General features: G+C 63.3%; 21 protein-coding genes and 1 pseudogene. 20 read left to right on the top strand and 2 right to left on the bottom strand.

Annotated features, from left to right (window positions below; translation table 11 throughout):
* Nucleotides 1–124: 124 nt before the first annotated feature.
* Nucleotides 125–2185 carry a UvrD-helicase domain-containing protein gene (locus tag ACQ4W4_RS22335; protein ID WP_101483210.1) on the top strand — a complete coding sequence of 687 codons (2061 nt, stop codon included), beginning with the start codon at nucleotides 125–127 and terminating at the stop codon, nucleotides 2183–2185.
* 7 nt (nucleotides 2186–2192) lie between these two features.
* Here the strand turns inward: ACQ4W4_RS22335 and ACQ4W4_RS22340 are convergent, their stop codons facing one another.
* Nucleotides 2193–2549 (bottom strand): addiction module antidote protein, encoded by a 357-nt coding sequence (locus ACQ4W4_RS22340; RefSeq protein ID WP_131688131.1) that lies wholly within the window; start codon nucleotides 2547–2549, stop codon nucleotides 2193–2195.
* Nucleotides 2546–2929 carry a type II toxin-antitoxin system RelE/ParE family toxin gene (locus ACQ4W4_RS22345; RefSeq protein ID WP_436543822.1) on the bottom strand — a complete coding sequence of 128 codons (384 nt, stop codon included), beginning with the start codon at nucleotides 2927–2929 and terminating at the stop codon, nucleotides 2546–2548. Before ACQ4W4_RS22345 ends, ACQ4W4_RS22340 begins: the two co-directional genes overlap by 4 nt.
* Before the next feature lie 158 nt (nucleotides 2930–3087).
* Here ACQ4W4_RS22345 and ACQ4W4_RS22350 point away from each other — a divergent pair, with 158 nt between their 5' ends.
* From ACQ4W4_RS22350 to ACQ4W4_RS22440, 19 genes and pseudogenes are all read left to right on the top strand, one after another.
* Nucleotides 3088–3306: a SlyX family protein gene (locus ACQ4W4_RS22350; protein WP_070290273.1), complete on the top strand. Its 219-nt coding sequence runs from the start codon at nucleotides 3088–3090 to the stop codon at nucleotides 3304–3306.
* A gap of 154 nt (nucleotides 3307–3460) precedes the next feature.
* Nucleotides 3461–5620, top strand: a complete 2160-nt coding sequence (locus ACQ4W4_RS22355) for a M3 family metallopeptidase (protein ID WP_436543823.1) — start codon at nucleotides 3461–3463, stop codon at nucleotides 5618–5620.
* A 226-nt stretch (nucleotides 5621–5846) separates the two neighbouring features.
* Nucleotides 5847–8000 (top strand): M3 family metallopeptidase, encoded by a 2154-nt coding sequence (locus ACQ4W4_RS22360; protein WP_436543824.1) that lies wholly within the window; start codon nucleotides 5847–5849, stop codon nucleotides 7998–8000.
* A gap of 109 nt (nucleotides 8001–8109) precedes the next feature.
* Entirely contained in the window at nucleotides 8110–8322 is a 213-nt protein-coding gene (locus ACQ4W4_RS22365; RefSeq protein ID WP_034780902.1) for a VF530 family protein, read from the top strand.
* 11 nt (nucleotides 8323–8333) lie between these two features.
* Nucleotides 8334–8612, top strand: a complete 279-nt coding sequence (locus ACQ4W4_RS22370; protein ID WP_034753883.1) for a DUF4404 family protein — start codon at nucleotides 8334–8336, stop codon at nucleotides 8610–8612.
* A 356-nt stretch (nucleotides 8613–8968) separates the two neighbouring features.
* Nucleotides 8969–11230 (top strand): YgiQ family radical SAM protein, encoded by a 2262-nt coding sequence (locus tag ACQ4W4_RS22375; protein WP_240453679.1) that lies wholly within the window; start codon nucleotides 8969–8971, stop codon nucleotides 11228–11230.
* Between the two features lie 281 nt (nucleotides 11231–11511).
* A pseudogene (locus ACQ4W4_RS22380) lies at nucleotides 11512–11667 on the top strand (double zinc ribbon domain-containing protein); the annotation flags it as partial.
* Nucleotides 11668–11796: 129 nt separating this feature from the next.
* A complete protein-coding gene (locus ACQ4W4_RS22385) occupies nucleotides 11797–12531 on the top strand; it encodes a hypothetical protein (RefSeq protein WP_436543858.1) in 735 nt (244 codons plus the stop codon).
* A gap of 49 nt (nucleotides 12532–12580) precedes the next feature.
* The gene (locus ACQ4W4_RS22390; protein ID WP_139841592.1) at nucleotides 12581–13306 is read left to right on the top strand and encodes a hypothetical protein; all 726 of its coding nucleotides are present in this window, start codon (nucleotides 12581–12583) and stop codon (nucleotides 13304–13306) included.
* Nucleotides 13307–13373: 67 nt separating this feature from the next.
* Nucleotides 13374–14495, top strand: a complete 1122-nt coding sequence (locus tag ACQ4W4_RS22395; RefSeq protein ID WP_436543825.1) for a hypothetical protein — start codon at nucleotides 13374–13376, stop codon at nucleotides 14493–14495.
* Nucleotides 14496–14503: 8 nt separating this feature from the next.
* Nucleotides 14504–15586, top strand: a complete 1083-nt coding sequence (locus ACQ4W4_RS22400; RefSeq protein WP_436543826.1) for a zinc-ribbon domain-containing protein — start codon at nucleotides 14504–14506, stop codon at nucleotides 15584–15586.
* 162 nt (nucleotides 15587–15748) lie between these two features.
* The gene (locus tag ACQ4W4_RS22405) at nucleotides 15749–16630 is read left to right on the top strand and encodes an EamA family transporter (protein WP_436543827.1); all 882 of its coding nucleotides are present in this window, start codon (nucleotides 15749–15751) and stop codon (nucleotides 16628–16630) included.
* 208 nt (nucleotides 16631–16838) lie between these two features.
* Entirely contained in the window at nucleotides 16839–17798 is a 960-nt protein-coding gene (locus tag ACQ4W4_RS22410) for a sugar ABC transporter substrate-binding protein (protein ID WP_070219455.1), read from the top strand.
* 86 nt (nucleotides 17799–17884) lie between these two features.
* Entirely contained in the window at nucleotides 17885–19438 is a 1554-nt protein-coding gene (locus ACQ4W4_RS22415; RefSeq protein ID WP_436543828.1) for a sugar ABC transporter ATP-binding protein, read from the top strand.
* A gap of 18 nt (nucleotides 19439–19456) precedes the next feature.
* Nucleotides 19457–20428, top strand: a complete 972-nt coding sequence (locus tag ACQ4W4_RS22420) for an ABC transporter permease (protein ID WP_070303783.1) — start codon at nucleotides 19457–19459, stop codon at nucleotides 20426–20428.
* A 9-nt stretch (nucleotides 20429–20437) separates the two neighbouring features.
* Entirely contained in the window at nucleotides 20438–21496 is a 1059-nt protein-coding gene (locus ACQ4W4_RS22425) for a LacI family DNA-binding transcriptional regulator (RefSeq protein ID WP_436543829.1), read from the top strand.
* Nucleotides 21493–22401: a ribokinase gene (rbsK, locus tag ACQ4W4_RS22430; RefSeq protein ID WP_436543830.1), complete on the top strand. Its 909-nt coding sequence runs from the start codon at nucleotides 21493–21495 to the stop codon at nucleotides 22399–22401. The genes ACQ4W4_RS22425 and rbsK overlap by 4 nt, the downstream gene beginning before the upstream one ends.
* Nucleotides 22402–22414: 13 nt before the next feature.
* Nucleotides 22415–22807, top strand: a complete 393-nt coding sequence (gene rbsD, locus ACQ4W4_RS22435) for a D-ribose pyranase (protein ID WP_436543831.1) — start codon at nucleotides 22415–22417, stop codon at nucleotides 22805–22807.
* A 134-nt stretch (nucleotides 22808–22941) separates the two neighbouring features.
* Nucleotides 22942–25785, top strand: a complete 2844-nt coding sequence (locus tag ACQ4W4_RS22440) for an EAL domain-containing protein (RefSeq protein ID WP_436543832.1) — start codon at nucleotides 22942–22944, stop codon at nucleotides 25783–25785.
* Nucleotides 25786–25916 lie beyond the last annotated feature (131 nt).

Consider the following 25916-nt stretch of genomic DNA (forward strand, 5'->3'; position numbering starts at 1 on the left):
GGCCAAGATGGCGGCATATGGCGATATATCAATGCCATTGCCTGTTTTTCAGGCATGGTCCGCCATGCAAATAGGCTGCGCGACGCTGTTACAATGGGCTGCTGTTCCCTGCGGAAATACCCTGATGTCCAAAGCACCACAGTTCGGTCTGAATGCGCCCCAAAGCGAAGCGGTTACCTACCTCGACGGCCCCTGCCTCGTGCTGGCGGGCGCCGGTTCGGGCAAGACGCGCGTGATCACGCAAAAGATCGCCCACCTGATCGAAGACCGGGGCTATGACCCGCGCACCATCGCCGCGCTGACCTTCACCAACAAGGCGGCGCTGGAAATGCAGGAACGCATCGCCAAGCTCTTGAAACAGCCGCGCCAGGCCAAGCAGTTGACGGTGTCAACCTTTCACTCGCTGGGCGTGAAAATCCTGCGCCAGGAAGCCAATGGCGTGGGATTGAAAGACCGCTTTTCCATCATGGACAGCGACGACTGCTTTTCTCTCGTGCAAGACCTCGCCATTACCACCGATAAACAGGTGATTCGCGGCATCCAGAACGCCATGTCGCTGTGGAAAAACGGCCTGATCGATCCTGACATGGCGCTGGCGCAAGCCAAGGATGAAGATGAAGCCAACGCGGCGCGCATCTACCGCAGCTATGTGGCGACGCTCTCGGCCTACCAGGCCGTCGATTTCGACGACTTGATCCGCCTGCCCGTGGAATTGTTCCGCAACAACGGTCCCGTGCGCGACAAGTGGCAGCGCCGTTTGCGCTACCTGCTCGTCGATGAATACCAGGATACGAACACCTGCCAGTACGAACTGGTCAAATTGATGGTGACGGGCATCGGCAAGAAGCCGATGTTTACGGCCGTGGGCGACGACGATCAGGCGATCTATGCGTGGCGCGGCGCCACCGTGGAAAACCTGAAAACCCTGGAGACGGATTTCCCCGACTTGCGCGTGATCAAGCTCGAGCAAAACTACCGTTCCACCATGCGCGTGCTCAATGCGGCCAATGCCGTCATCGGCAACAACCCCAAACTGTTTGAAAAGTCGCTGTGGTCCGAGCACGGCCTGGGCGAACCGATCAAGGTGCTGGGCATGCAGACGGACGAGCAGGAAGCGGAGCAGGTCGCCATCATGATCTCGGCCGACCATTTTGAACGCAAGAACAAATTTTCCGATTACGCGATTTTGTACCGGGGTAATCACCAGGCGCGCATCATCGAACAGTGTCTGCGCAAGGAGCGCATCCCGTACACGATCTCGGGCGGCCAGAGTTTCTTCGACAAGGCTGAGATCAAGGACATCATCAGCTACCTGCGTTTGCTGGCCAACGAAGACGACGATCCGGCCTTCATCCGCGCCGTGACGACGCCGCGCCGTGGCGTGGGGCAGTCGACCCTGGAAGTGCTGGGCGCATTCTCGGGGCAGTGGCAGTGCTCGCTGTTCCAGGCTGTGTTCAAGGGCGGCATCGAGGCCAAGCTGACGGACCGCCAGCTGGGGCCGCTGCGCGATTTCTGCAACTTCATCAACGACCTCGAATCGCGCGCCAGCCGTCCGGGCGCGGCCGGCAGCGGCGACAACGCGGCCGAAGTGCTCGATGACATGATGAAGGAGATTCACTACGAATCGTATCTGTACGATGCCTTCGAGGAACGGCAGGCGCAAAGCAAGTGGCAGAACGTGCTGGAATTCGTCAACTGGCTCAAGGAACGGGGCCGGGGCGGCAAGGACCGCGATGGCGAAGAAAAGAACGTGCTGGAACTGACGCAGATGGTGGCCCTGATGACGATGTTGGAGGGCAAGGACGAGGAGCAGGACGCCGTGCGCATGTCGACCCTGCACGCGTCGAAAGGGCTGGAGTTTCCGCACGTGTTCCTGGTGGGCGTGGAAGAGGGCATCTTGCCGCACAAGGGCGACCCCGACGCGCCGGCCGAAACCATCGCCGCGCGCATCCAGGAAGAGCGCCGCCTGATGTATGTGGGCATTACGCGCGCCCAGCGCACCTTGCACGTCACCTGGTGCAAGAAGCGCAAGCGGGCCGGTGAGCAAGTCCATTGCGACCCGTCGCGTTTCATCAAGGAAATGCAACTTGACGTGGGCGACGCCGTGCCGACCGAGTCGGAAATCATTTCGCCGAAAGAACGTCTGGCGCGCATGAAGGCCTTGCTGGCCACGCCGAAAGTGTAAGCGGCGCTCAGGCTTCCACGGCGCCGTCCGGCGTGGTTTTCGGCACGATGGCCAGTTGCATGCCCAGCGCATCGAGCATCTTCAAAATGGTTTCAAAGCGCGGTTTGCTGCCTTCGCGCAAGGCTTTATAGGCGCCTTCGCGCGTGATGTCGGCCCGGGCCGCCACCTTGCCCATGCCATAGGCACGCACCACGTCGTTCATGGCCGACTGGAACAGTTCGGCGTTGCCCGTGGCGACGATTTCGCTCATGTAGGCGGCCACGGCGGCCTTGCTGGTCAGGTGTTGCGTCGGGTCAAATTTGCTCAGGCCTAAGGCTTCCAGGTCGTCGAGGTCGAAGGTGTCGCTATGGATGTCTTGGTTCATTTCTTTCGTGCTCCTGTGGATGCCGCCGCCGCTTTCTTCAGGGCCGCCTGCCGGGCTTTCAAGTCCTTGAGTATCGCTTGCGCCTGCTTGATGTCGCGTTGCTGGCTGGATTTATTGCCACCCAGCAGCAGCAAGATCAGGGTGCCCCGATTTGTTTCGTGAAAATACACGCGCCAGCCGGGCCCCGTCTGCAAAAAGCGCAGCTCGCACACGCCTTCGCCCACTGCCCGCCAGTCGCCCTTTTTTCCGTGCTGCAGATGCTTGATGCGCGCGTCAATGGCGGCGGCCGCCACGTCGTGCAGGGAATCTTCCCAGCGCCGGTATTCGACCGTCTTGCGCGTATCGATCAGGGTTGGTTCGGGTGGCGTGGATGCAGTCATTGTAATCGTTTGTTCTCATTCGTCAAGCGGCTTGAACCCATACAGGAAGAATAAGCAGAAATCGAAGCCCGTCCGGCGGCGAATGGCGGGAGTTTGTCCTGGCTCACGCCGCTGCGGCGGTAGAATGCCGCTTTCAGTCAGGAGTCACCGAGAGCACCATGGACAATGCAGAACAGATGGAAACACGTTTCGTCGATATCGAAATCAAGCTGGCGCAGCAGGAAGACCTGGTCGAGTCGCTGAACCAGATGGTGTACCAGCAGGGCAAGCGCATCGATCAATTGGAAGCGATGCTGCACAAGCTGGGCGAACACGTGCGCGACGGGGCGCAGCAGGCAAATGGCGGGCTGGTCAACGAGCGTCCGCCGCATTACTAAATCGGCATCGTGACGCGGAGCGCGTGAAAACCGTTCATCACTGGCGGGCGGGCTACCATCGGTAGTTGCTGGTGACGCAAGTGTGTCAGGCTGTTATTATTTCAGGCTGGCCCGCGACACAATCGCGGCTCTCTTGCGTTTCTTGAAAGAAGACATGACCCGTCCTACAATGCTCGTCATCGCCGCCAGCCTGATGCTGGCACCAGCCGCCGCCGCTTTTGCCGCCAACACCGCGCCCACCACTGCCGCTACTGCGGCCGCCGCCTTGCCCGCTTCAAACCCGTTTGCGCAAGCGAGCAGCTTGCCATTCAACTATCCGCCCTTCGACAAGGTGCAGGATGCCGACTACGCGCCCGCCTTTACGGCCGGCATGGCCGCCAACCTGGCGGAAATCAACGCGATTGCGAACAACAAGAAGCCAGCGACCTTCGATAACACCATCGTGGCCATGGAACGCTCGGGCCAGCTGCTGAGCCGCGTGCGCACCGTGTTTTCCGTGATGTCCGGCTCTAACACGAATGAGACGATCCAGGGCCTGGAACGCGAGCTGGCGCCGAAGATGGCGGCCCACAGCGACGCGATCATGCTTAACGACAAATTGTTCAAGCGCATCGACACCCTGTACGCCAAGCGCGACAAGCTTGGCCTCGATGCGGAATCGAAACGCCTGCTGGAACGCTATCACACCGATTTTGTACGCGCCGGCGCCAAGCTGTCGGCGGCGGACAAGGAAAAGCTGCGCGCCTATAACGGCCAGCTGGCCGCCCTGTCGACCAAGTTCGCGCAGAATGTGCTGAAGGAATTGAACGCATCGGCTGTCGTCGTCGATACGCGCGAAGAGCTGGACGGCCTGTCGCCGGCCGCCATCGAAGTGGCCGCCGGCCTGGCCAAGAAGCGCGGCCTCGATGGCAAATACGTGATCGCCCTCGTCAACACGACGGGCCAGGCGCCGTTGTCGCTGCTGACCAACCGCGCCGTGCGCGAACGCATCATGGCCGCGTCGCAAGCGCGCGGCAGCCGCGGCGGCGAGTTCGACAACACCGAGGAAGTGCTGGCACTGGCGAAACTGCGCGCCGAACGGGCCGCGCTGATGGGCTACCCGAACTACGCGGCCTACTCGCTGGAAGACCAGACGGCGCACGACACGACCGCCGTGAACGCCCTGCTGGGCGAGCTGGCCAAGCCGGCCGTCGTCAATGCGCGCCGTGAAGCGGACGATATCCAGAAGGTCATCGATGCGGGCAAAGGCGGCTTCAAGGTGGGCGCCGCCGACTGGGCCTACTATAGCGACAAGGTGCGCGCCGAACGCTACAACTTTGATGAAAATCAGTTGAAACCGTACTTTGAAATGCACAGCGTGCTGACCAAGGGCGTGTTCTTTGCCGCTGGCAAGTTGTACGGCCTCACTTTCAAGCAGCGCACCGACTTGCCCGTCTACAACACCGACATGCTGGTGTACGACGTCTTCAATGAAGACGGCACGCAGCTGGCCATCTTTACCCTGGACCCTTACGCGCGCAGCAACAAGCGCGGCGGCGCCTGGGCGAATGCCTACGTGGGCCAGTCGACCTTGCTGAACCGCAAGCCGGTGATCGCGAATAACCTCAACATTCCGAAGCCGGAAGCGGGCCAGCCGACCCTGATGACGTTTGACGAAGTCAACACCATGTTCCACGAATTCGGCCATGCGCTGCACGGCATGTTCTCGAACGTGAAATACCCGCGCTTCGCCGGCACCAGCGTGCCGCGCGACTTCGTCGAATACCCGTCGCAAGTCAATGAAATGTGGGCGCTGTGGCCGGAGGTGCTGCAAAACTACGCCAAGCACTACCAGACGGGCGCGGCCATTCCGGCCGAGCTGCTGGCCAAGGTGACGGCGGCCGACAACTTCAACCAGGGCTACAAGACCACGGAATACCTGGCATCGGCCCTGCTGGACCAGCGCTGGCACCAGCTGACCCCGGCACAGATCCCCACCGATGTGCTGGCGTTTGAAAAAACCGCCTTGAGCGACGCGGGCGTCGATTTCGCGCCGGCGCCGCCGCGCTACCGCACCACGTATTTCTCGCACGCGTTCGCGGGCGGCTATTCGGCCGGCTACTACGCGTATCTGTGGTCGGAAAAGCTCGATGCCGACACGGTCGAATGGTTCAAGGAAAACGGCGGCCTGACGCGCAAGAACGGTGACTGGTTCCGCAATAAACTGCTGTCGCGCGGCGGCAGCGCCGATGCGCTCGACATCTACCGCAACTTCCGCGGCCGCGATGCGAAGATCGAGCCGCTGCTGGAACGCCGTGGCTTGAACGGCAAGTAATTCCTCCCCAGCACTAGCCTCGTCTGTGCTGAATATCAATGGCCGCCCGGCAATGGGCGGCCATTTTTATTTGGCGATTTTGATTGTTCGCCGTGGTAAACCGCGCATTTGGCGGGATGCACCACAGGATTGCCCATGTTGGATGACGCCTGTGTGACAGGCTGCTATGATCTGCCACTGGCCCGCGACGCGATCGCGGTTCTTCCCGCGCTTCCTGAAAGATGTCATGATCCGTCCACAACTGCTCGTCATCGCCGCCAGCGTCATGCTGGCCCACGCCGCTCCTTCCGCCATGGCTGCCGCCACCGCCAAATCCGCACCTGCCGCCGCCGTCAGCGCCCAGAACCCCTTGCTCAAAGCCAGTCCGCTGCCGTTCCAGATGCCGCAGTTCGGCCTGATCAAGGATGAACACTACGCGCCGGCGTTTGCCGAAGGCATGAAACGCCAGCTGGCCGAAGTCAATGCGATTGCCAACAACCGCCAGCCGGCCACGTTCGAGAACACCATCGTGGCCCTCGAGCGCACGGGGCAGCTGCTGCACCGCGTGCAAAGCATCTTCAGCAATATGACGTCGACCAACACGAACAGCGTGCTCGAAGCGGTGGAAGTGGACGTGTCGCCGAAACTGGCCGCGCATGGCGATGCGATCACCCTGAACCCGAAATTGTTTACCCGCATCGACACCCTGTACGCCAAGCGCGACAAGCTGGGCCTCGACGCCGAATCCTTGCGCTTGCTGGAACGTTACCACACGGATTTCGTGCGCGCCGGCGCCAAGCTGTCCGATGCGGACAAGGAAAAACTGAAAGCCTATAACGCCGAGCAGGCGGGCCTGGAAACGGCCTTCGCGCAAAACGTGCTGAAGGAAACGAATGCCAAGAGCATCGTCGTCGACACGCGCGCCGAGCTGGCGGGCATGACGGACAGCGATATCGACACGGCTGCCGCGGCCGCCAAGGAACGGGGTTTGACGGGCAAGTTCGTCATCGCCCTGGTCAACACCAGCGGCCAGCCGCCGCTGGCCGTATTGACGGACCGCAAGACACGCCAGCGCCTGATGGATGCGTCGCTGAACCGCGGCAGCCAGGGCGGCGAGTTCGACAACCGCGCCATCGTGCTGAAACTGGCCAAACTGCGCGCCGAACGGGCGACCTTGCTCGGTTACGCCAACTACGCCGCATACTCGCTGGAAGACCAGACGGCCAAGACCACGACGGCCGTCAATACCCTGCTGTCGGAGCTGGCGAAACCGGCCGTCGCCAACGCGCGCCGCGAAGCGGCCGACCTGCAGCAAGTGGTCGACGCGGAAAAAGGCGGTTTCCAGGTGGCAGCAGCCGACTGGGCCATCTACACGGACAAGCTGCGCAAGCAGCGTTTCAATTTCGATGAAAACGAGCTGAAACCGTACCTGGAATTGAACAGCGTGCTGAACAACGGCGTCTTCTTTGCCGCCAATAAACTGTATGGCATCAGCTTCAAAGAACGCAAAGACTTGCCGGTGTACAACCCGGACGTGCGCGTCTACGACGTGCTCGACGCCAACGGCAAGCCGCTGGCCCTGTTCATCGCCGACTTCTATGCGCGTGGCAACAAGCATGGCGGCGCATGGATGAATGAATACGTGTCGCAGTCAATGCTGATGGGCACGCATCCCGTTGTCGCCAACCAGCTGAACATTCCGAAGCCGCCCGCCGGCCAGCCGACCTTGCTGACCTTCGATGAGGTGACGACCATGTTCCACGAATTCGGCCATGCGCTGCACGGCATGTTTTCGAACGTGAAATACCCGCGCTTTGCCGGCACCAGCGTGCCGAGCGACTTCGTCGAGTATCCATCGCAAGTCAATGAAATGTGGGCCGTCTGGCCGGAAGTGCTGCAAAACTATGCCAAGCACTACCAGAGCGGCGCGGCCATGCCGCAGGAATTGCTCGACAAGGTGACGGCGGCAAAGAAATTCAACCAGGGTTTCATGACGACGGAATACCTGTCGGCGGCCCTGCTGGACCAGCGCTGGCACCAGCTGGCGCCGAGCCAGATCCCGACGGACGTGCTGGCCTTTGAAGCGGCATCCCTGAAGGATGCGGGCGTCGACTACGCGCCCGTGCCGCCGCGCTACCGCACGGCTTACTTCTCGCACAGCTTCTCGGGCGGCTATTCGGCAGCCTATTACGCCTACCTGTGGTCGGAAAAGCTGGACGCGGAGTCGGTCAACTGGTTCAAGGAAAACGGCGGCCTGACGCGCAAGAATGGCGACTGGTTCCGCAGCAAATTGCTGTCGCGCGGCGGCAGCGTCGATGCGCTGCAACTGTTCCGCGACTTCCGCGGCCGCGATGCCACCGTGGAACCATTGCTGGAACGCCGGGGCTTGAACGCGAAGTAAGACGTCCTCATCAGAAGCTTGCGTTGCGTTGACATGGCGCACGCAAGCTTTCCGTGCCGGCGGCGTAGAATTGAGTAAGATGTAAATAAGAAGGCAGTCGAAAGAGTATATGAGTCAGCAAGATTTGAATGGCATTACCCTGGAAGGTATCGTGACGCGCCTGCAAGCCCACTATGGTTGGGACGGTCTGGCCAAGCACATCGATATCAATTGCTTCATCAGCGATCCCAGCATCAAGTCGAGCCTGAAGTTTTTGCGCAAGACCCCGTGGGCCAGGAGCAAGGTGGAACAGCTGTATCTGGACACGCAATTTACTGACTGACAGGAAAAAACATGGATAGCAAACTCAAGGAATCGCTGCAACAACTGCATTCGACACTGGAAACCAGCGGCCCCGTCGATGAAGAACTGCATGGTTTGCTGCAAAAACTCGATGTCGACATCAAGTTGCTGATGGAAAAGCGCGCCGCGCAGGAACAGGAAGAAGAGTCGACCACCTATGGACTGGCCGAGCGCAGCCAGGAATTGTCGGCCAAGTTTGCCGTCAAGCATCCGAAACTGGAGCCGGCTTTACGCGAATTGGGTGAAATTCTCGCCAACATGGGTATCTGATGCACCTCTGAAAACCTACTGCGCAGCCCACTGCCGGGCATCCGTTGCTCACCGTACCTTCGTACGGCTCCGCTACTCAACCCGGCATTGAGCTTGCTCGCTACGGTTTTGAGAGGCGCCGAGACGATGTTGATGCCATGATAAAAACTGCTCCTCAGTCACAATTTCTCGATGGAAATTTCCCAAGTGATTGAAAAATAAACGTTTTTTGTACTGAAATCCAACAGTAAAAAGCAGGCCGTCAGGTTGGAAATGGCCAATTCCGGTACAATCCGTACCCTATGAGCTCCCCTACCAATTTATTTGCGACCGTTCCCAAGCGGTCTGCCCGCGCTGCCGTGGCGCCTTTCCTGCCGATGTCGCGTGCCGAGATGGACGCGCTGGGCTGGGACCAGTGCGACGTCATCCTCGTCACGGGCGACGCCTACATCGACCATCCGAGCTTCGGCATGGCCCTGGTCGGCCGCCTGCTCGAAGCGCAAGGTTATCGCGTCGGCATCATCAGCCAGCCGGACTGGCTGTCGGCCGACGCCTTCCGCATCCTCGGCAAGCCGCGCCTGTACTACGGCATTACCGCCGGCAACATGGATTCCATGGTCAACCAGTACACGGCCGACCGCAAGATCCGCTCCGACGACGCCTACACGGCCAACGCGGAACCGAACAAACGCCCGGACCGCGCCGTCACCGTGTACGCCCAGCGCGCGCGCGAAGCGTATTCCGACGTGCCCATCGTCATCGGCAGCATCGAGGCATCCTTGCGCCGCATCGCCCATTACGATTACTGGTCGGACAAGGTCCGCCGCTCCGTCTTGCCCGATTCCAAGGCTGATTTGTTGATCTTCGGCAATGCCGAGCGGGCGCTGGTCGACCTGACGCACCGCCTGGCCGCCGGCGAACACATCAAGGATATCCGCGACTTGCGCGGCACGGCCTTCATGGTGCCGTCCGGCTGGCTGCCCGGCGACGACTGGGGCGTGCACAATTCCACCCGCGTCGACGTGCCCGGCAAGATCGACCCGCACTACAGCCCGTACGAGATGGTGCAGGAAGACAAGACCGCCTGCGCCACGGAAAATGCCTCGAAATCGGCCGAAGTCATCAAGCCGATCCGCATCATGAGCCGCGAAGAACGCCTGGCCATGGCCAAGGAAAAGCACGACAAGACGGTGGTGCGCCTGCCCGCCTACGATGTCGTCAAGGATGATCCCGTCATGTATGCGCACGCCTCGCGCGTGTTCCACCTGGAATCGAATCCCGGCAATGCGCGCGCCATGGTGCAGGCGCACGGCGAGCGCGACGTGTGGCTCAATCCGCCGCCGCTGCCGCTGGCCATGGACGAGATGGACGGCGTGTACGACATGAACTACGCGCGCGCCCCGCACCCGAGCTATGGCAAGGCGCATATCCCGGCGTGGGAAATGATCCGCTTCTCCGTCAACATCATGCGCGGCTGCTTCGGCGGCTGCACCTTCTGCTCGATTACGGAACATGAAGGCCGCATCATCCAGAGCCGTTCGGAACCGTCGATCCTGCGTGAAATTGAGCATATCCGCGATAAAACCAAAGGCTTTACGGGCACCATTTCTGATATGGGCGGCCCGACGGCGAATATGTACCGCCTGGCCTGCAAGGAAAAAGAGATCGAAGTGTCGTGCCGCCGCTTGTCATGCGTGTACCCGTCCATCTGCGTGAACCTGGGCACGGACCACAGCAAGCTGATCTCGCTGTACCGCAAGGCGCGCGCCATTCCTGGCATCAAGAAAGTGCTGATCAGTTCGGGCTTGCGCTACGACCTGGCCGTGCGTTCACCCGAGTACGTGAAGGAACTGGTCACGCACCACGTGGGCGGCTTGCTGAAAATCGCGCCCGAGCACACGGAAGAGGGCACCTTGTCGAAGATGATGAAGCCCGGCATCGGCGCGTACGATGAGTTCAAGGAAATGTTCGACCGTTTCTCGCTGGAAGCAGGCAAGAAGCAGTATTTGATTCCCTATTTCATCGCCGCCCATCCGGGCACGACGGACCTGGACATGCTGAACCTGGCCCTGTGGCTGAAGAAAAACAATTTTAAATTGGACCAGGTGCAGACCTTCATGCCCACGCCGATGGCCATGGCCACGACGATGTACCACACGCGCAAGAATCCGCTGCGCAAGGTGACAGCCGACTCGGAAGTGGTGGAAACGGCGCGCAGCGGCAAGATCCGCCGCACGCACAAGGCTTTCCTGCGCTACCAGGACCCGGCCAACTGGCCGATTTTGCGCGAGGCGCTGGTCAATATGGGCCGTGGCGACTTGATCGGCAATGGCGACAAGCACTTGATACCGGCCTGGACCTCGTCGGAATCGGGCGGCCTGGCCGCTGGCGAACGCAGCCGCCAGACGCATGGCGCCGGCACGCCGGACAAGTTCAAGGTCACGCCGGGCAAAAACCGCATCGCCCTGGGCGGCACGGCAGCGGCGCCCAAAGCGTCGGCCGCCGAGTCGAAAGTGCGTCCATCGATTCTGTCGACCATCAAGACGAAGGCCAAGCCGGCCGCCGTGCCGATGGGCCGTGGCAGCAAGCCGCCAGCCAAGGGCGGCCATGCCGCGCCGGCACGGGGTGGACGCAAGTAGATAGTCTTCGGCCCTCGGGCATCGTTTGAAAAACCCGGCAACGCGTACTGCGTTGCCGGGTTTTTTGCTATGGGCGCACCAAGATGGGGCGGCAAACCGCCGTGGCGGCGGATTTTTACCAATATTTAAAAATTGAATAGAGCAAAAGGCAATTTTCCCTTGTGGCAACTTGGTGTTTGAAAATATACTCGTTGGATATTTAGCCGTACGGCAACAAAGCTGCCTTTCTGGCAAGCGCCAGCGTACGCGACTCCCAGCGTTGATATGAAAAGAGATGCCAATTGAAATGCCTTTCCTGCCAAGCCGAGAATAAGCCGGGCGCAAAATTCTGTTCATCCTGCGGCACGACGTTTGCCGTTGCCACGACCGCCGCCGCTGCGGTGCCAGGCAAATCCTGTGGCCAGTGCGGCCATGATTGCAAGCCCGACGCCAAGTTCTGCCCCAAATGCGCGTTCAGCTTTGCCGTGGCGCCAGTGGTGCCGCCAGAACCTGTTACGGCACCTGTTTCGGCGCCGATTCCTGAACCAGTGAGTGTGGTTGTTCCTGAGCCCGCTCCAGTGGCAGAAATGCTCGAGCAAGCTGTTCCGGAACCCGTTCCCGTCTTCATCCCGGAGCCTGTCGCGCCACCGCCACCGCCACCGCCACCGCCACCGCCCGTGCTGGAAAAGCGCCGTGCCGATCCCGCTCCTTCACCTGCGCCTGCGCCAGAACCGGCGCCCGCGCCCGATGTGCCGGAGGACAGCCCAGCGGCGGGCAGCCGCAAGAAACTGATCGCCGCAGCCGTCGCCGCAGTAGTACTGCTGGGCGGTGCGGGCGCTTACTTTTTTATGTCAAGCAAGCCGGCTGCACCGGCGCCGGAAGCTGTTCCAGTCTTGCCAGCGCAGGCGGAACCTGCGCCTGCCGCCGAGCAGCCGCTGGCTATCAGCGACCCTGTGCTCGATGGCGCCACGGCGGCCGAGCCTGCCGCCACGCCTGCGGCGGCCCCCGCCGAGCCTGCTCCAGCGCCGGCAGTCGCTCCCGCCCCGGCACCCGCCCCGGCCCCTATCGTGGAAAAGCCGGCCAAACCCGTCAAGGTGACACCGCCGGCTGCGCCTGCCAGCAAGTCTTCTGGTCTGGAAAGCGTGATCACGGACAGCCTGTCGGAAGCGAGCCACTGCATGAGCCAGCGCAAGTACGACTGCGCCATTGCCAACGCGAATGCCGTGCTGCGCATGGACACGGGCAACCGTTACGCGCTCGACATCAAGCGCAAGGCGAAGGAAGCGCAAGACAAGGCGCTGTCGCAAATCCAGATCGAGTAAGCCGCGCGGCTTGCCTTTCATTCCTATTTTGATCCTTCCGGAGAATAACGTGAAAAACTTGAAACAAATTGCCAAGCCCATGGTGGCGCTGCTGGTCGTGTCTTCGATGCTGGCCGGTTGCGCCGCGCCAGGCGGTCCTGGCGCCACGGGCAATACCACCACCGCCGGCACGGAAGCGGCCAGCGGCGAATGCAATACGGCAATGCTGGCCGGCATCGGCGCCGTCGTGGGCGGCTTGCTGGGCGGCGGCAACAATACCGTGCGCGGCGCGGCACTGGGCGCCAGTCTGGGCGCGCTCGCCTGCGTGGCCCTGAATTATCAAAGCCAGCAAGTCAAGACGTCGCAGCAGGTACAGGCCGACTACAAGGTGGCCAACAAGGGCAAGCTGCCCGAGCAGTCGACCCTGGTGAAATACGAGACGGGCTTTACGCCGTCTTCCGTACGTCCGGGCCAGAAGGCGCAGACCAATTCGTATATCGAAGTGGCGGCCGGCACGCGCGATCCGAACCCGCTGGTGGAGGAGGAATTGAGCCTGTACAAGCCAAATGGCGAGCTGATCAAGACCGTGCGCAAGGTGGTCAGCAGCAATAACGGCAGCGGCGCCTACAAGGGCGGCTTTTCGATTCCCATGCCGGAAGGTGTGCCGCAGGGCATTTACCCGGTACGCACGGCCCTGTACCTGAATAGCAAGCGCGTCGGCGGCCAGGACGTCAAGCTGCAGATCGTCCAGCGCCAGGCGCCCGCGTCCGACCTGCAACTGGCCCGCGCTTACTGACACTGATTGCCACGGGGCGGCCATGCCGGCCGTTCCGTTCCCCGATTTACCCCCATCCAGGCTAGACATGACCATTTCCACAGAAGCATCTAAACCTCTTCCCTTTTCCTCCGCGCTCGGTTCGCTGATCGAAGCGACCGACGCCATCAAGAATTTCCGCGCAATTGCCCTGCTGGCCCTGACCTTCATCGGCGCCGTGCTCGTCGGTGGCGTACTGACGATGCTCGCCGGCAGCATGAGCAGCGTGCTGCTGGGCTTCCTGGGCGGCCTGATGGCCTTCCTCGTGATGTTTTACGGCTCCAACGCCGTAGGCATCCTGCTGATGCGCGATGCCCAGGGCCAGCCTGGCTTGAGCCTGGTGGATGCCGTGCTCGTTTCGCTGTACACGAGCCACCGCCTGATCGCGGTCGTGTTCCTGGAATTTCTGATCGTGCTGGCGGCCATGATCGCCATCGCCATCATTTTGTTCGTCTGCAAGATCCCCGTGCTCGGTCCCGTGCTGTACACGCTGGTCTTCCCGCTGTCGGCCATCGTGCTGGGCGTGCTGGTGTTTGCGCTGTTTTACGTGATGCTGCCGCTGGCCGGCCCAGCCGCGTGGTCGGGCGCCACCGTGTTCCAGATCATTGCCCGATTGAACCTGATCGTGCGCACCAAGCTGGTGTCGGTGATCCTGCTGGAAGTGTTGCTGTTCCTGATCACGATGTTTGTCGCGCTGCTGATCTTTGGCGTGGTCGGTACCGGCGTGTCGCTGACCAGCGGCATGTCGGCTGGCATCCTGGGCCTGGGCGGCCAGATGAATATGTATTCCCTGGCTTCGGGGCTGAGTGGCGGTTCCGGCTACATCATCGCAGCGGGTCTGGGCGGCGGCTTGCTGATGGCGGCCGCGGCTGTGGTGCCCGGCCTGATCTTTACCAAGGGCGTGTGCATCATTTACCTGAACGCCACGCGCAATGTCGATTTCAGCGCCTCGGAAGCGAGCCTGAACGACGGGCTGGCCACGGTCAAGAAGAAAGCCGAAGAAGCGCGTGAACGCGCGCGTGCCCTGGCCGAACAGACCTCCGCCCCTGCAGCACCCTCTGCGCCTGCGGCACCGGCGGCACCGGCGGACAGCCTGCACTGCCCGAGCTGCAAGGCCCCGGTCGCGTCCGACGACGTGTTCTGCGGCGAATGCGCGCATAAACTCAAGTAAGGCAGACCATGGCGCAATTCTGTAAACAGTGCGGCACCGCCCACGCGCCTGACGCGCGCTTTTGCGACGAGTGCGGCAAGGCCGTCAACGCCGCCCCGGCACCCGCGCCGGCCGCGACACCGGCGCTGTCCGGCGTGAAGCGGCGCCACCTCATGATCGCCGGCGGCGCGCTGACGGCGGTCATCGTGGCCGGCGGCGCCCTGGCATGGCTGCTGGCGCCGGAAGCGGCGTCGGCCAGCAGTTTTGGCCGCGCCATCGATGCCCACCTGGCGGCCGATGAGGCGGCGCGCGACAAGCTGCTCTGCTTCGCCAACTTGCCGTACCAGAAGGAAGAAATCCGCGTGGCGTCGTACGATAGTTCCACTCGACAATGGCTCGATATCCTCGTGCGTGGCGGCTTGTACAACGCTCCCGTCGAGCAAAGCAGCGGCGGCTGGCTGGCGCAATCGCAATTCGTCTATGCGCTGGCCGCGCCGGGCAAGGCGGCCTTGCGTGGCGACAAGCTGTGCGTGGCCAAGGGCGTGAAAGTGGCCAGTGTCAGCGGCTACGAGCAGGTGCGCGAGATAGGCGGGCAGCCGACGGCGATGGCCACGGCTACCCTGGCGCTGAGCGATGAGGCGGCATGGCTCGTCAAATCGCCCGACCGCGCGCTGATCCTGCAACGCTTGCCGGGCGGCGGCCTGGAAGTGCAACTGCCGCTGGCGCTGGTCGACAAGCAATGGCAAGTCACCGACCGTGCGAAAATGCACCAGGCCGCCATGGCCATGGCGGGCGCCATGCGCAATGCCTCGGGTGCGCAAGGAGCGGGCATGCTGGACATGCTGAAAAGCCTGTTCCGCTTTGGCGGCCACCCGCTGGTGGGCAAATGGAAGGGCTCGACGGGCAAAATCCTGGAATTTACACAGGACAGCATTATCGAGAACGGCAACGCAAGCACGGCCACGTTTGCCACCGAAGGCAATGTCGTGACGATCGTCTCGGAAGAGGGGAGCGGCATGGCCATGCAGATCACCCTAAGCAACAGCAACAACGTGGCCACGCTCACCGTCGGCGGCATGCCGGTCGCGGTGCTGCAGCGCGTGCGCGATTAAGCATCCGGCAGGCGGCACAGCATGCCGCCTTGCCTCTTTCCCGCAGCCCGGCCCTGCCGGGCTTTTTTACGCCCGCCAGGCGCCGCTCCATCCGTCAATTTATCTTGACATCAAGATAGTTCGCGCCCACACTGGCTTTTTATCTTGATGTCGAGATAGTACATGTCCACCTTTTCTGTCCGCCCCGCCTGGGGCGATATTCTGCTCACGGCGCTGGCGCCCATGATCTGGGGTTCCACGTATATCGTCACGTCCGAACTGCTGCCGCCGGACCGCCCGTTCACGGCGGCGCTGATCCGCGTGCTGCCGGCCGGCCTGCTGTTGCTGCTGCTGATGCGGCGCCTGCCCGCGCGGCGCGACTGGGGCCGCGTGCTGATCCTGTCCGCGCTCAATATCGGCGTGTTCCAGGCGCTGCTGTTCGTGGCCGCCTACCGTTTGCCCGGCGGCCTGGCGGCCGTGGTGGGCGCCATCCAGCCGCTCTTGGTGATGGGCCTGGCCTGGGGCGTGGAAGGACGGCGTCCGGCACGCCTGGCCCTGGGCGCCAGCGTGCTCGGCGTGTTGGGCATGGGCGTCTTGTTGCTGTCGCCGCGCACCGTGTGGGAACCGATCGGCATCGCCGCCGCGCTGGGCGGCACGGCCTGCATGGCGGCCGGCACCTATCTGACGCGGCGCTGGAAGCCGGACTTGCCCGTACTGGCGCTGACGGGCTGGCAATTGCTGCTCGGCGGCCTGATGCTGGCGCCCGTCGCCTGGCTGGCCGACGCACCGTTGCCGGCGCTGTCCTTGCAGCAAGTATTGGCTTACGCCTACCTGTGCCTGGCCGGCGCACTGCTGGCGTATGCGCTGTGGTTCCGCGGCATCGCCAGGCTGTCGCCCGTGGCCGTGTCCTCGCTGGGACTGCTCAGCCCCCTGATGGCCGTCGTGCTGGGTTGGGCCTTGCTGGGCCAGGCCATGACGGGCTGGTCAATGCTGGGCTTGCTGCTGGTGCTGGCCAGCGTACTGGCCGTGCAGTGGGCCAGCGCCCGTCCCGCAACAAACGCCTGACTTCCGCGCATTTCCCCTCGGCAGGCCGATCGCCTCGGCCTGTCCCTTTCCCTCTGGGCGCTCCCTTTTTGCTGCACCGCACATACAGTTTTGCTTGCACTGTAATAGGGCATTGAGGCACTATTCGCTTCGCGCAAACGTTTGCGCGCAACGAATTTCCTAAAAAGCATGCAGTACACGTGCTTGACCAACAACTCTGGAGACGCTCATGACATCCCGTATTCGCCTGAAAATGATTGCCGCCGCTGTCCTGGTATGTGCTTTGCCCGCCGTGCCGGCCATGGCGCAGACACCTGCCAAGCCGAAGGTGGCGCTGGTGATGAAGTCGCTCGCCAATGAATTTTTCCTGACCATGGAAAATGGCGCCAAGGCGCATCAGAAGGCCAATGCCGCCAAGTACGACCTGCTGTCGAACGGCATCAAGGATGAAACGGATACGTCGAGCCAGATCAAACTGGTCGAGCAAATGATCGTCTCGCGCGTCAACGCGCTGGTGATCGCCCCGGCCGATTCGAAAGCGCTGGTGCCGGTGCTGAAAAAAGCCATCGACGCGGGCATCATCGTCGTCAATATCGACAACAAGCTCGACGAGGGCGCCTTGAAAGAGAAGGGCATCACCGTGCCGTTCGTCGGCCCGGACAACCGCAAGGGCGCCAAGGTCGTCGGCGACTTCCTGGCCAAGCAGATCAAGAAGGGCGATCCCGTCGGCATCATCGAGGGCGTCTCCACCACCTACAACGCGCAGCAGCGCACCCTGGGCTTCCAGGACGCGATGAACGCGGCCGGCGCCAAGGTCGTCAGCGTGCAGTCGGGCCAGTGGGAAATCGCTCCCGCCAACACGGTGGCCGCCGCCATGCTGAACGCCAACCCGAACATCAAGGCTTTGCTGTGCGGTAACGACAACATGGCCATCGGCGCCGTGTCCGCCATCAAGGCGGCAGGCAAGACGGGCAAAGTGCTCGTCGTCGGCTACGACAACATCAACGCCATCAAGCCGATGCTGGCCGATGGCCGCGTGCTGGCTACCGCCGACCAGTTCGGTTCGCAGCAAGCCGTGTTCGGCATCGACACCGTGCTCAAAGCGCTGGCGCAGAAGAAGAAACAGGCCGATCTCGGTGGCGTCATCGAAACCAAGGTCGAACTGGTCGCCAAGGGCGCCAAGTCCTGATCGTCTGATCCCGCCGGAGCCGGCGCCCGCGTCTCTGTCCGAGCGCGCGGCGCCGGCCCCGCCGCCTTTTTCCGCGGAGTTTTACCATGCCTACCGACATCCCCCCGGCGCCCTCAGCCGCCATCCCTCTATTGACCCTGGACAACATCGGCAAGTCTTATGTCGGCCCCGTGCTGGGCGGCGTGGGCCTGCGCTTCGCCCCAGGCCAGGTGCTGGCGCTGACGGGAGAGAACGGCGCGGGCAAGAGCACCCTGTCGAAGATCATCTGCGGCCTGGAGCAAGCTACCACGGGCACGATGCTGCTCGACGGCAAGCCTTACCAGCCCGCTTCGCGCGGCGCCGCCGAGGCGCTGGGCATCCGCATGGTGATGCAGGAACTTAATCTGATTCCCACGCTGTCGATCGCGGAAAACCTGTACCTGAAGAATCTGCCGCAGCGTTTCGGCTTCATCGACCGCGGCCGCCTCGAACGCGACGCGCGCGAACAGATGGACAAAGTGGGCCTGGGCGGTCTCGACCCGTGGACGTTAGTCGGCGAGCTGGGCATCGGCCACCAGCAGATGATCGAGATCGCGCGCAACCTGATCGGCGCCTGCCGCCTGCTGGTGCTCGATGAGCCGACGGCCATGCTGACGCACCGCGAAGTGGAACTGCTGTTCCTGCAGATCGAACGCCTGAAGGCCGAAGGCGTGTGCATCATCTATATTTCCCATCGCCTGGAAGAACTCAAGCGCGTGGCCGACCGCATCGCCGTGCTGCGCGACGGCCAGCTCGTGTGCGATGACGACATCGCGGGCCACTCCGCCGCCGACCTGGTCAGCCTGATGGTGGGCCGCTCGGCCGACGATGCCGTCGACCTGAGCGGGCGCACCATCGGCGCCCCGCTGCTGCGCGTGCGCGGCCTGGCTCGCGGCAAGGTGGTCAACCCGACGTCGTTCGACTTGCGCGCCGGCGAAATCCTCGGCATCGCCGGCCTCATCGGCTCGGGCCGCACGGAATTGTTGCGGCTGATCTTCGGCGCCGACCGCGCCGACGCCGGTGAAATTTTCCTCGGCGACAGCGAAATACCGGCCGCCTTGCACTCGCCGCAGGCAGCCGTGCAGGCCGGCATCGCCATGATCACGGAAGACCGCAAGGGCCAGGGCTTGTTGCTGCGCCAGTCGATCGCTGTCAACACGACCGTGGCGTCGCTGGACACGGTCAGTGGCGCGGGCTGGCTCAACGACGCGGCCGAAGCGTCGGTGGCCGACGACTATATTCAGCGCCTGGGCATCCGCTCGCGCAACAGCGCGCAAACGGTGGCGGAACTCTCTGGCGGCAACCAGCAAAAGGTCGTGATCGCCCGCTGGCTGTACCGCGACTGCCCCGTGATGCTGTTCGACGAGCCCACGCGCGGCATCGATATCGGCGCCAAGTTTGATATTTATCAGGTGCTGGCCGAACAGGCGCGCCAGGGCAAGGGCCTCGTCATCGTCTCGAGCGACTTGCGCGAACTGATGCTGATCTGCGACCGCATCGCCGTCATGAGCGCGGGCAGCATCGTCGATACCTTCGAGCGCGGCGCCTGGAGCCAGGACGCGCTGCTGTCGGCCGCCTTCTCCGGCTATTTGACCCCTAATTCCACTCCAGCTGCGGCCTGATCCGCCGGAAAGATTCCCATGACCACCAACTCCTCTCCTTCGTATCTGCAGCGCAGCCTGGCCGACCTGAAAAACTATGCGGGCCTGATCGGCGCCCTGCTGGCCATGTGCGTGCTGTTCTCGTTTGCCAGCGAAAACTTCTTTACCCTGGCGACCTTGAGTACCCTGTCGAACAACATCCCGACCCTGGTGGTGATGGCCGTCGGCATGACGTTCGTGCTGATCATCGGCGGCATCGATCTGTCCGTCGGTTCCGTGATGGCGCTGGCCGCTTCCGTGCTGTCGCTGGCCGTCGTGCACTGGGGCTGGCCCGTGTGGAGTGCGGCCCTGCTGGGCATGTTCGTCGCCGCCCTGTGCGGCGCGACCACGGGCCTCATTTCCGTCGGCTGGCGCATTCCCTCGTTCATTGTGTCCTTGGGCGTGCTGGAAATGGCGCGCGGCATGGCCTATCAAGTGACGAACTCGCGCACGGAATACATCGGCAGCGCCGTTGACGGCATCAGTTCGCCGATCGCCTTCGGCCTGTCGCCCGCCTTCATCGCCTCGATCGCCATCGTCGTCATCGGCCACCTGGTGCTCACGCGCACGGTGCTGGGACGCCACTGGATCGGCATCGGCACGAACGAGGAAGCCGTGCGGCTGTCCGGCATCAATACGAAGCCGTCGAAAGTGCTGGTATTTGCCTTGATGGGCTTTCTTGCCGGCGTGGGCGCGCTGTTCCAGGTCTCGCGCCTGGAAGCGGCCGACCCGAACGGCGGCGTGGGCATGGAATTGCAGGTGATCGCCGCCGTCGTGATTGGCGGCACGAGCCTGATGGGCGGGCGCGGTTCCGTCATCAGCACGTTTATCGGCGTGTTGATCATTTCCGTGCTGGAAGCGGGCCTGGCGCAGGTGGGCGTGTCGGAACCCGTGAAACGCATCGTCACGGGCCTGGTGATCGTCGCCGCCGTGGTGCTTGACACTTACCGCCGCCGCGGCGAGCGTTCATAATACCGGCCCATGGCAACCATCAAGCAAGTGGCGCAGGCGGCGGGGGTGTCGTTTACCACCGTCTCGCACGTCCTCAATAATACCCGTCCCGTCAGCGACGAGGCGCGCCGCGCCGTGCTGGCGGCGGCGGAGGCACTGCATTACGTGCCCAGCGCGCTGGCGCGTTCCTTGCGCAGCCGCAGCACGGGCACCATCGGCCTGATCATTCCGAACAATACGAATCCGTATTTCTCGGAGGTGGCGCGCGGCATCGAGGACAGCTGCTACGCGGCCGGCTACAGCGTGATTTTGTGCAATTCCGATGACGACCCCGTCAAGCAGCGCGATTACCTGAACGTGCTGCTGACCAAGCGCTGCGATGGCCTGATTCTGTCCGCGCTGGCCGACAGCGATGGCGAACTGCTGCGCAAGATGAAGGTGCCGGCCGTGCTGCTCGACCGCGCGCCCAGCGACCTGGCCATCGATGCGGTGGCCGTCGACAACCGCGCTGGCGGCGCCTTGGCCGCGCGCCACTTGCTGGGACTGGGACGCCGGCGCCTCGCCTGCATCGCCGGTCCGCGCGAAGTGAGCATTTCCAACGAGCGCATCGATGGCGCGCGCAGCGCCATGGCGGACGCGGGCGTGGTCCTGGCCGACGCCCTGTGCCGCCATGGCGATTTTACGAGCGCGGGCGGCTATGCGGCCGCGCTGGACTTGCTGGCGCTGCCGCAAGACCAGCGCCCCGACGCCCTGTTCTGCTGCAATGACCTGATGGCGTTTGGCGCCCTGCGCGCCGCCGCCGAGCGCGGCATTGCCGTGCCGGGCGAACTGGCCGTCGTCGGTTTCGACGATATCGACCTGGCCAGCTTCGTGCATCCGGCCTTGAGCAGCGTGGCGCAAAATACGCGTGAGCTGGGCCACATCACGGCGGCCTGCCTGCTGGCGCGCATCGCCGACCCCGCCTTGCCGCGCCAGCAGCGCAGCATCGCACCTGAACTGCACGTGCGCGGCTCCAGCGTGGCCGCCACCGTACCTTCTGCTGTACCTACTTCTTCTCCTGCAACTGAACTGATGGGAATGACATCATGATCGTGGTTATCGGCAGCATCAATATGGACCTGGTCTTGCGCGTGCCGCGCATGCCCCTGCCCGGCGAAACCCTGACGGGCGGCGCGTTTAGAACTATTCCTGGCGGCAAGGGCGCCAACCAGGCCGTGGCCTGCGCGCGCCTGAGCGGCAAGGTGGCGGGCGCCCAGCAAGTGGCCATGGTCGGCTGCGTGGGCGACGACGCGTTCGGCGCGACGTTGCGCGCGGCGCTCGTCGGCGACGGCATCATCGACAGCCACATCACGACCTTGCCGGGCGTGGCTTCGGGCATCGCCTCGATCCTCGTCGACGACAACGGCCAGAACAGCATCGTGATCGCCGGCGGCGCCAACGATCTGCTCAGCCCCGCGCATATCGACGCGGCCAAAGAGCTGATCGAGCAGGCGGACATCGTCGTGCTGCAGCTGGAAACGCCGATGGCCACCGTCGTGCACGCCATCAAGCTGGCCCGCTCGTTGGGCAAGACCGTGGTGCTCAATCCCGCCCCTGCGGCCAGCTTGCCGGCAGGCGTGCTGGAACTGGTCGACTACCTGATTCCGAATGAAATCGAAGCGGCCATGCTGGCCGGCGTCAGCCCGGAAGGCGCGGATGCCAAGGCCTTGGCCGCCGCGCTGCAAAAACTGGGCAGCGACAACGTCATCATCACCTTGGGTTCCAAGGGCGTGCACGCGGCCCTGTATGGCGGCGATTACACCTTCCCGGCCGAAGCGGTGCAAGCCGTCGACACGACGGCCGCCGGCGATACCTTCATCGGCGGCTTTGTGGCGGGCCTGGCGTCCGGCATGGACGAGGCCGAAGCGATCCAGCAAGGCCAGCGCGCGGCCGCCTGGAGCGTCACCAAGCCCGGCGCGCAAACCTCGATTCCCCACTTGCACGAGCTGTTCTAACGACACCACGCCCATGAAAAAATCACCGCTGCTCAATATCGCGCTGTCGCAACTGATCGCCTCGCTCGGTCATGGCGACATGCTTGTCATCGGCGACGCGGGCCTGCCATCGCAGCCAGGCGTGCCCCTGATCGACCTGGCCCTGACGCGCGGTATCCCCGGCTTCATCGATACCGTCAACACGGTACTGACTGAAATGCAGGTGGAATACCATCTGCTCGCCAGCGAACTGCCGCAGCATAACCCGGCCATGGCGGCGCAGGTGGCGGCGCTGGCCTTGCCCGATGCGCGCCAAGTGACGCACGAGGAGTTCAAGCAATTGAGCAAGGGCGCGCGCGCCATCGTGCGCACAGGCGAGTGCAGTCCGTATGCCAACGTCATTTTGGTGGCCGGCGTCGTGTTCTAGCGCAAACAAACGCGCAATTGTTTGCTAAAAACATCAACGCACTTGTCCTGACTGAAATAATTATCCAACGGCAAAAGGGGCGGCTACAATAGCCTTACCCCTGCCAGCTCGGCAGCTTCCTGTGGTGTTCCGCCATGCCGATGAAAGCAAGCGATGCTTTCCGCCTAGTCTTGCCGCTCGCCGGCAGGCTGGCGCACGGCTGGCGCGGCCTCTATTTCCTGCTGCTGTGCCTGGCCCCGCCGGCCCGGGCGCTGGAACCCGTCTCCCTGCAGCTCAATTTCACGCATCAGTTCCAGTTCGCCGGCTATTACGCGGCCATCGAGCAGGGCTATTACCGCGAGGCGGGGCTGGAAGTCAGGCTGGTCGAAGGCAGCGGTGCACCGCGTGCCGAGGCGGCCGTGCTGGCGGGCCAGGCCGAGTATGGCGTGAGCAACAGCACCTTGTTGCTCAGCCGCCTGGCCGGTAAACCCGTGGTGGTGCTGGCCGTCGTGTTCCAGCATTCACCCGGCGTGCTGCTGATGCGCCAGCATGGCGGCGCGCCCGATGTGCGCCGGCTGGTGGGCGCGCCCGTGATGATAGGCGCGCCCACCGATGTGGCGTCCGCGTCCGATGAAGTGTCGCTATTCCTGAAGAAAATGGGCGTCGCGCCGCAGCAGATGCGCCACTTGCCGCCCAGCTACCGGATCGAGGATTTGATCGAAGGCAAGGTCGATGCGATTGCCGCGTATTCCACCAACGAACCGGACTATCTGGACCGGGCGGGTTTTCCCTATTACCAGTTTACGCCGCGCACGGCCGGCATCGATTTCTATGGCGACAACCTGTTTACCAGCGAACAGGAACTGCGCCGCCATCCCGAGCGCGTGAAAGCGTTCCGCGCGGCCAGCCTGCGCGGCTGGCAATACGCGATGGCGCACCGCGAGGAAATGGCGCAACTGATCCATGTCAAATACAGTCAGCGCCATGACCGCGCGCACCTGCTGTATGAGGCCCAGCAGATGGAGCTGCTGCTGCAGCCTACGCTGGTGGAGCCGGGCTACATGAATCCCCAGCGCTGGCAGCATATCGCCACGACCTATGCCGCCATGGGCGTGCTGCCGCGCAATGCCACGGACAGCCGCGCCTACCAGGGTTTCCTGTATCGCCCCGTGCCAGGCGCGGACCTCGGCTGGCTGTACCTGTCGCTGGGCGTGGCGGGCAGCCTGCTGGCCGTGTCGGCTGCCTTTCATTTCAGCAATCTGGCGCGCGAGCGCCGCCGCACCGAGGACACCATCCGGCAAGGAGAGTTGCGCTTTCGCACCATGTTCGAGCAGGCGCCCATGGGTATCGCCCTGATCGATACCGTGAGCGGACAGTTTCTCGATATCAATCCGCGCTATCTGGCCATCGCCGGCCGCACGCTGGAGCACATGAAGCAGACGAGCTGGATGGAGATCAGCCATCCCGACGACGTGGCGGGCGAGCAAGCCCACGTGGCGCAGCTGCTGGTGCGGCGCATGCAGGGCTTTCGCTACGCCAAGCGCATCGTGCGTCCTGATGGCGGCGTGGTGTGGGTCGATGCCTCGGTGACGGCCATCGCCACGGCGCGCCATGGCGGGCCGCACCACTTGTGCATGCTGGAAGACGTGACGGACAAGCGGCAAACGGAAGCGCTGATCTGGCAGCAAGCCAATTTCGATACCCTCACGCAATTGCCGAACCGGCGCATGTTCCACGAGCGCCTGCGCCTGGCGCTGGCCCAGGGCCGGCGCGACGCAAGCCGCGTGGCCATCCTGTTCATCGACCTCGACCATTTCAAGGAGGTCAACGACACGCTTGGGCATCACCAGGGCGATATTCTGCTGATCGAGGCGGCGCGGCGCATCCGCGTGGGCGTGCGCGAGACCGATACGGTGGCGCGTCTGGGCGGCGATGAATTCACGGTGATCCTGTCCGACCTCGACGATTTGCAGCAAGTCGACCGCATCGCGCGGCAAATCCTTGACGGCTTGCTGGCGCCGTTCCTGCTGGGGCAGGAGCAGGCCTTCGTCTCCGCCTCGATCGGCATCACGCTGTATCCGGACGATGCGGGCACGATCGAGGACTTGCTCAAGCATGCGGACCAGGCCATGTATGTGTCGAAAGGGGCGGGGCGCAACCGCTACAGTTATTTCACGCCGGCCATGCAGGTGGCGGCCGTCAACCGCATGCGCCTGGGCGCGGACTTGCGCACGGCCCTGTGCGAACAGCAGATGCAGCTGCACTACCAGCCCATCGTCGAGTTGCGTAGCGGCAAACTTGCCAAAGCGGAAGCCTTGCTGCGCTGGCACCATCCGCAGCGGGGCGTCGTGTGCCCGCCCGATTTCCTGGCGCTGGCCGAAAGCAGCGGCTTGATCGTGGAGATCGGTGACTGGGTGCTGCGCACGGCGGCCGCGCAGCTGCGGCGCTGGCGTGCCCAGGGCCAGGCCATCGGCTTGCCGGGGCTGCAACTGTGCCTGAACCAGTCGTCACTGGAATTGCAGCGCGAAGTCGAGGCGCCCGGCACTTGGCTGCGCCAGCTGCTGGCGCTCGATGTGCCGGCCTCGGCTATCGTGCTCGACCTGCGCGAAGATGTACTTTTACCTGGCGGCACCAGCATGGCGCCACGCCTGCAGCACTTGCGCGAGGCGGGCTTGCAGATCGCCCTCGACGACTTCGGCAGCGGCCATGCCTCGCTGACGCAGCTGCAGCAATGCCGCCTCGATTACCTGAAGCTCGACGGCGTGCTGGTGTGCAAGCTGGCGTCCGGCGCCAGCGAATTGGCGCTGTGCGAAGCCATCGTCACCATGGCCCACAAGCTGGGCTTGCAGGTCATCGCGGAAGGCGTGGAGACTGAAGAGCAGCGCGCGCGGCTGCTGGAGATCGGCTGCGATTTTGCGCAAGGCGAGCTGTTTGCGCCGCCGCTGGCCATCGAAGCGTTCGATGCGCTGCTGCACGCCCAGCGGCCCTTGCTCCCTTGAAACAGGCGTGCCCTGCCACCAGATTTCCGTTGGCCCTGCGGGACAGGGCTCCCGGCCTGAACGGGCTTATACTCGATGGGCTGGCGCCTGCGCCCGGCTTCAGCTGTCCCCGGTATCTGTACCGGGTGCGC

Origin of the sequence: Janthinobacterium glycogeni, from assembly GCF_051380725.1 — a bacterium.
GTDB lineage: Bacteria > Pseudomonadota > Gammaproteobacteria > Burkholderiales > Burkholderiaceae_D > Janthinobacterium.

Bases quoted from the DNA above. Each gene is read 5' to 3' on its own strand.
- ACQ4W4_RS22420 (WP_070303783.1), top strand. From the start codon at position 19,457: ATGACCACCAACTCCTCTCCTTCGTATCTGCAGCGCAGCCTGGCCGAC.
- ACQ4W4_RS22350 (WP_070290273.1), top strand. From the start codon at position 3,088: ATGGACAATGCAGAACAGATGGAAACACGTTTCGTCGATATCGAAATC.
- rbsK (WP_436543830.1), top strand. From the start codon at position 21,493: ATGATCGTGGTTATCGGCAGCATCAATATGGACCTGGTCTTGCGCGTG.
- ACQ4W4_RS22365 (WP_034780902.1), top strand. From the start codon at position 8,110: ATGAGTCAGCAAGATTTGAATGGCATTACCCTGGAAGGTATCGTGACG.
- ACQ4W4_RS22410 (WP_070219455.1), top strand. From the start codon at position 16,839: ATGACATCCCGTATTCGCCTGAAAATGATTGCCGCCGCTGTCCTGGTA.
- ACQ4W4_RS22415 (WP_436543828.1), top strand. From the start codon at position 17,885: ATGCCTACCGACATCCCCCCGGCGCCCTCAGCCGCCATCCCTCTATTG.
- ACQ4W4_RS22385 (WP_436543858.1), top strand. From the start codon at position 11,797: ATGCTCGAGCAAGCTGTTCCGGAACCCGTTCCCGTCTTCATCCCGGAG.
- ACQ4W4_RS22355 (WP_436543823.1), top strand. From the start codon at position 3,461: ATGACCCGTCCTACAATGCTCGTCATCGCCGCCAGCCTGATGCTGGCA.
- ACQ4W4_RS22375 (WP_240453679.1), top strand. From the start codon at position 8,969: ATGTCGCGTGCCGAGATGGACGCGCTGGGCTGGGACCAGTGCGACGTC.
- ACQ4W4_RS22360 (WP_436543824.1), top strand. From the start codon at position 5,847: ATGATCCGTCCACAACTGCTCGTCATCGCCGCCAGCGTCATGCTGGCC.
- ACQ4W4_RS22340 (WP_131688131.1), bottom strand. From the start codon at position 2,549: ATGAACCAAGACATCCATAGCGACACCTTCGACCTCGACGACCTGGAA.
- ACQ4W4_RS22395 (WP_436543825.1), top strand. From the start codon at position 13,374: ATGACCATTTCCACAGAAGCATCTAAACCTCTTCCCTTTTCCTCCGCG.
- ACQ4W4_RS22440 (WP_436543832.1), top strand. From the start codon at position 22,942: ATGCCGATGAAAGCAAGCGATGCTTTCCGCCTAGTCTTGCCGCTCGCC.
- ACQ4W4_RS22345 (WP_436543822.1), bottom strand. From the start codon at position 2,929: ATGACTGCATCCACGCCACCCGAACCAACCCTGATCGATACGCGCAAG.
- rbsD (WP_436543831.1), top strand. From the start codon at position 22,415: ATGAAAAAATCACCGCTGCTCAATATCGCGCTGTCGCAACTGATCGCC.
- ACQ4W4_RS22335 (WP_101483210.1), top strand. From the start codon at position 125: ATGTCCAAAGCACCACAGTTCGGTCTGAATGCGCCCCAAAGCGAAGCG.
- ACQ4W4_RS22425 (WP_436543829.1), top strand. From the start codon at position 20,438: ATGGCAACCATCAAGCAAGTGGCGCAGGCGGCGGGGGTGTCGTTTACC.
- ACQ4W4_RS22405 (WP_436543827.1), top strand. From the start codon at position 15,749: ATGTCCACCTTTTCTGTCCGCCCCGCCTGGGGCGATATTCTGCTCACG.
- ACQ4W4_RS22370 (WP_034753883.1), top strand. From the start codon at position 8,334: ATGGATAGCAAACTCAAGGAATCGCTGCAACAACTGCATTCGACACTG.
- ACQ4W4_RS22400 (WP_436543826.1), top strand. From the start codon at position 14,504: ATGGCGCAATTCTGTAAACAGTGCGGCACCGCCCACGCGCCTGACGCG.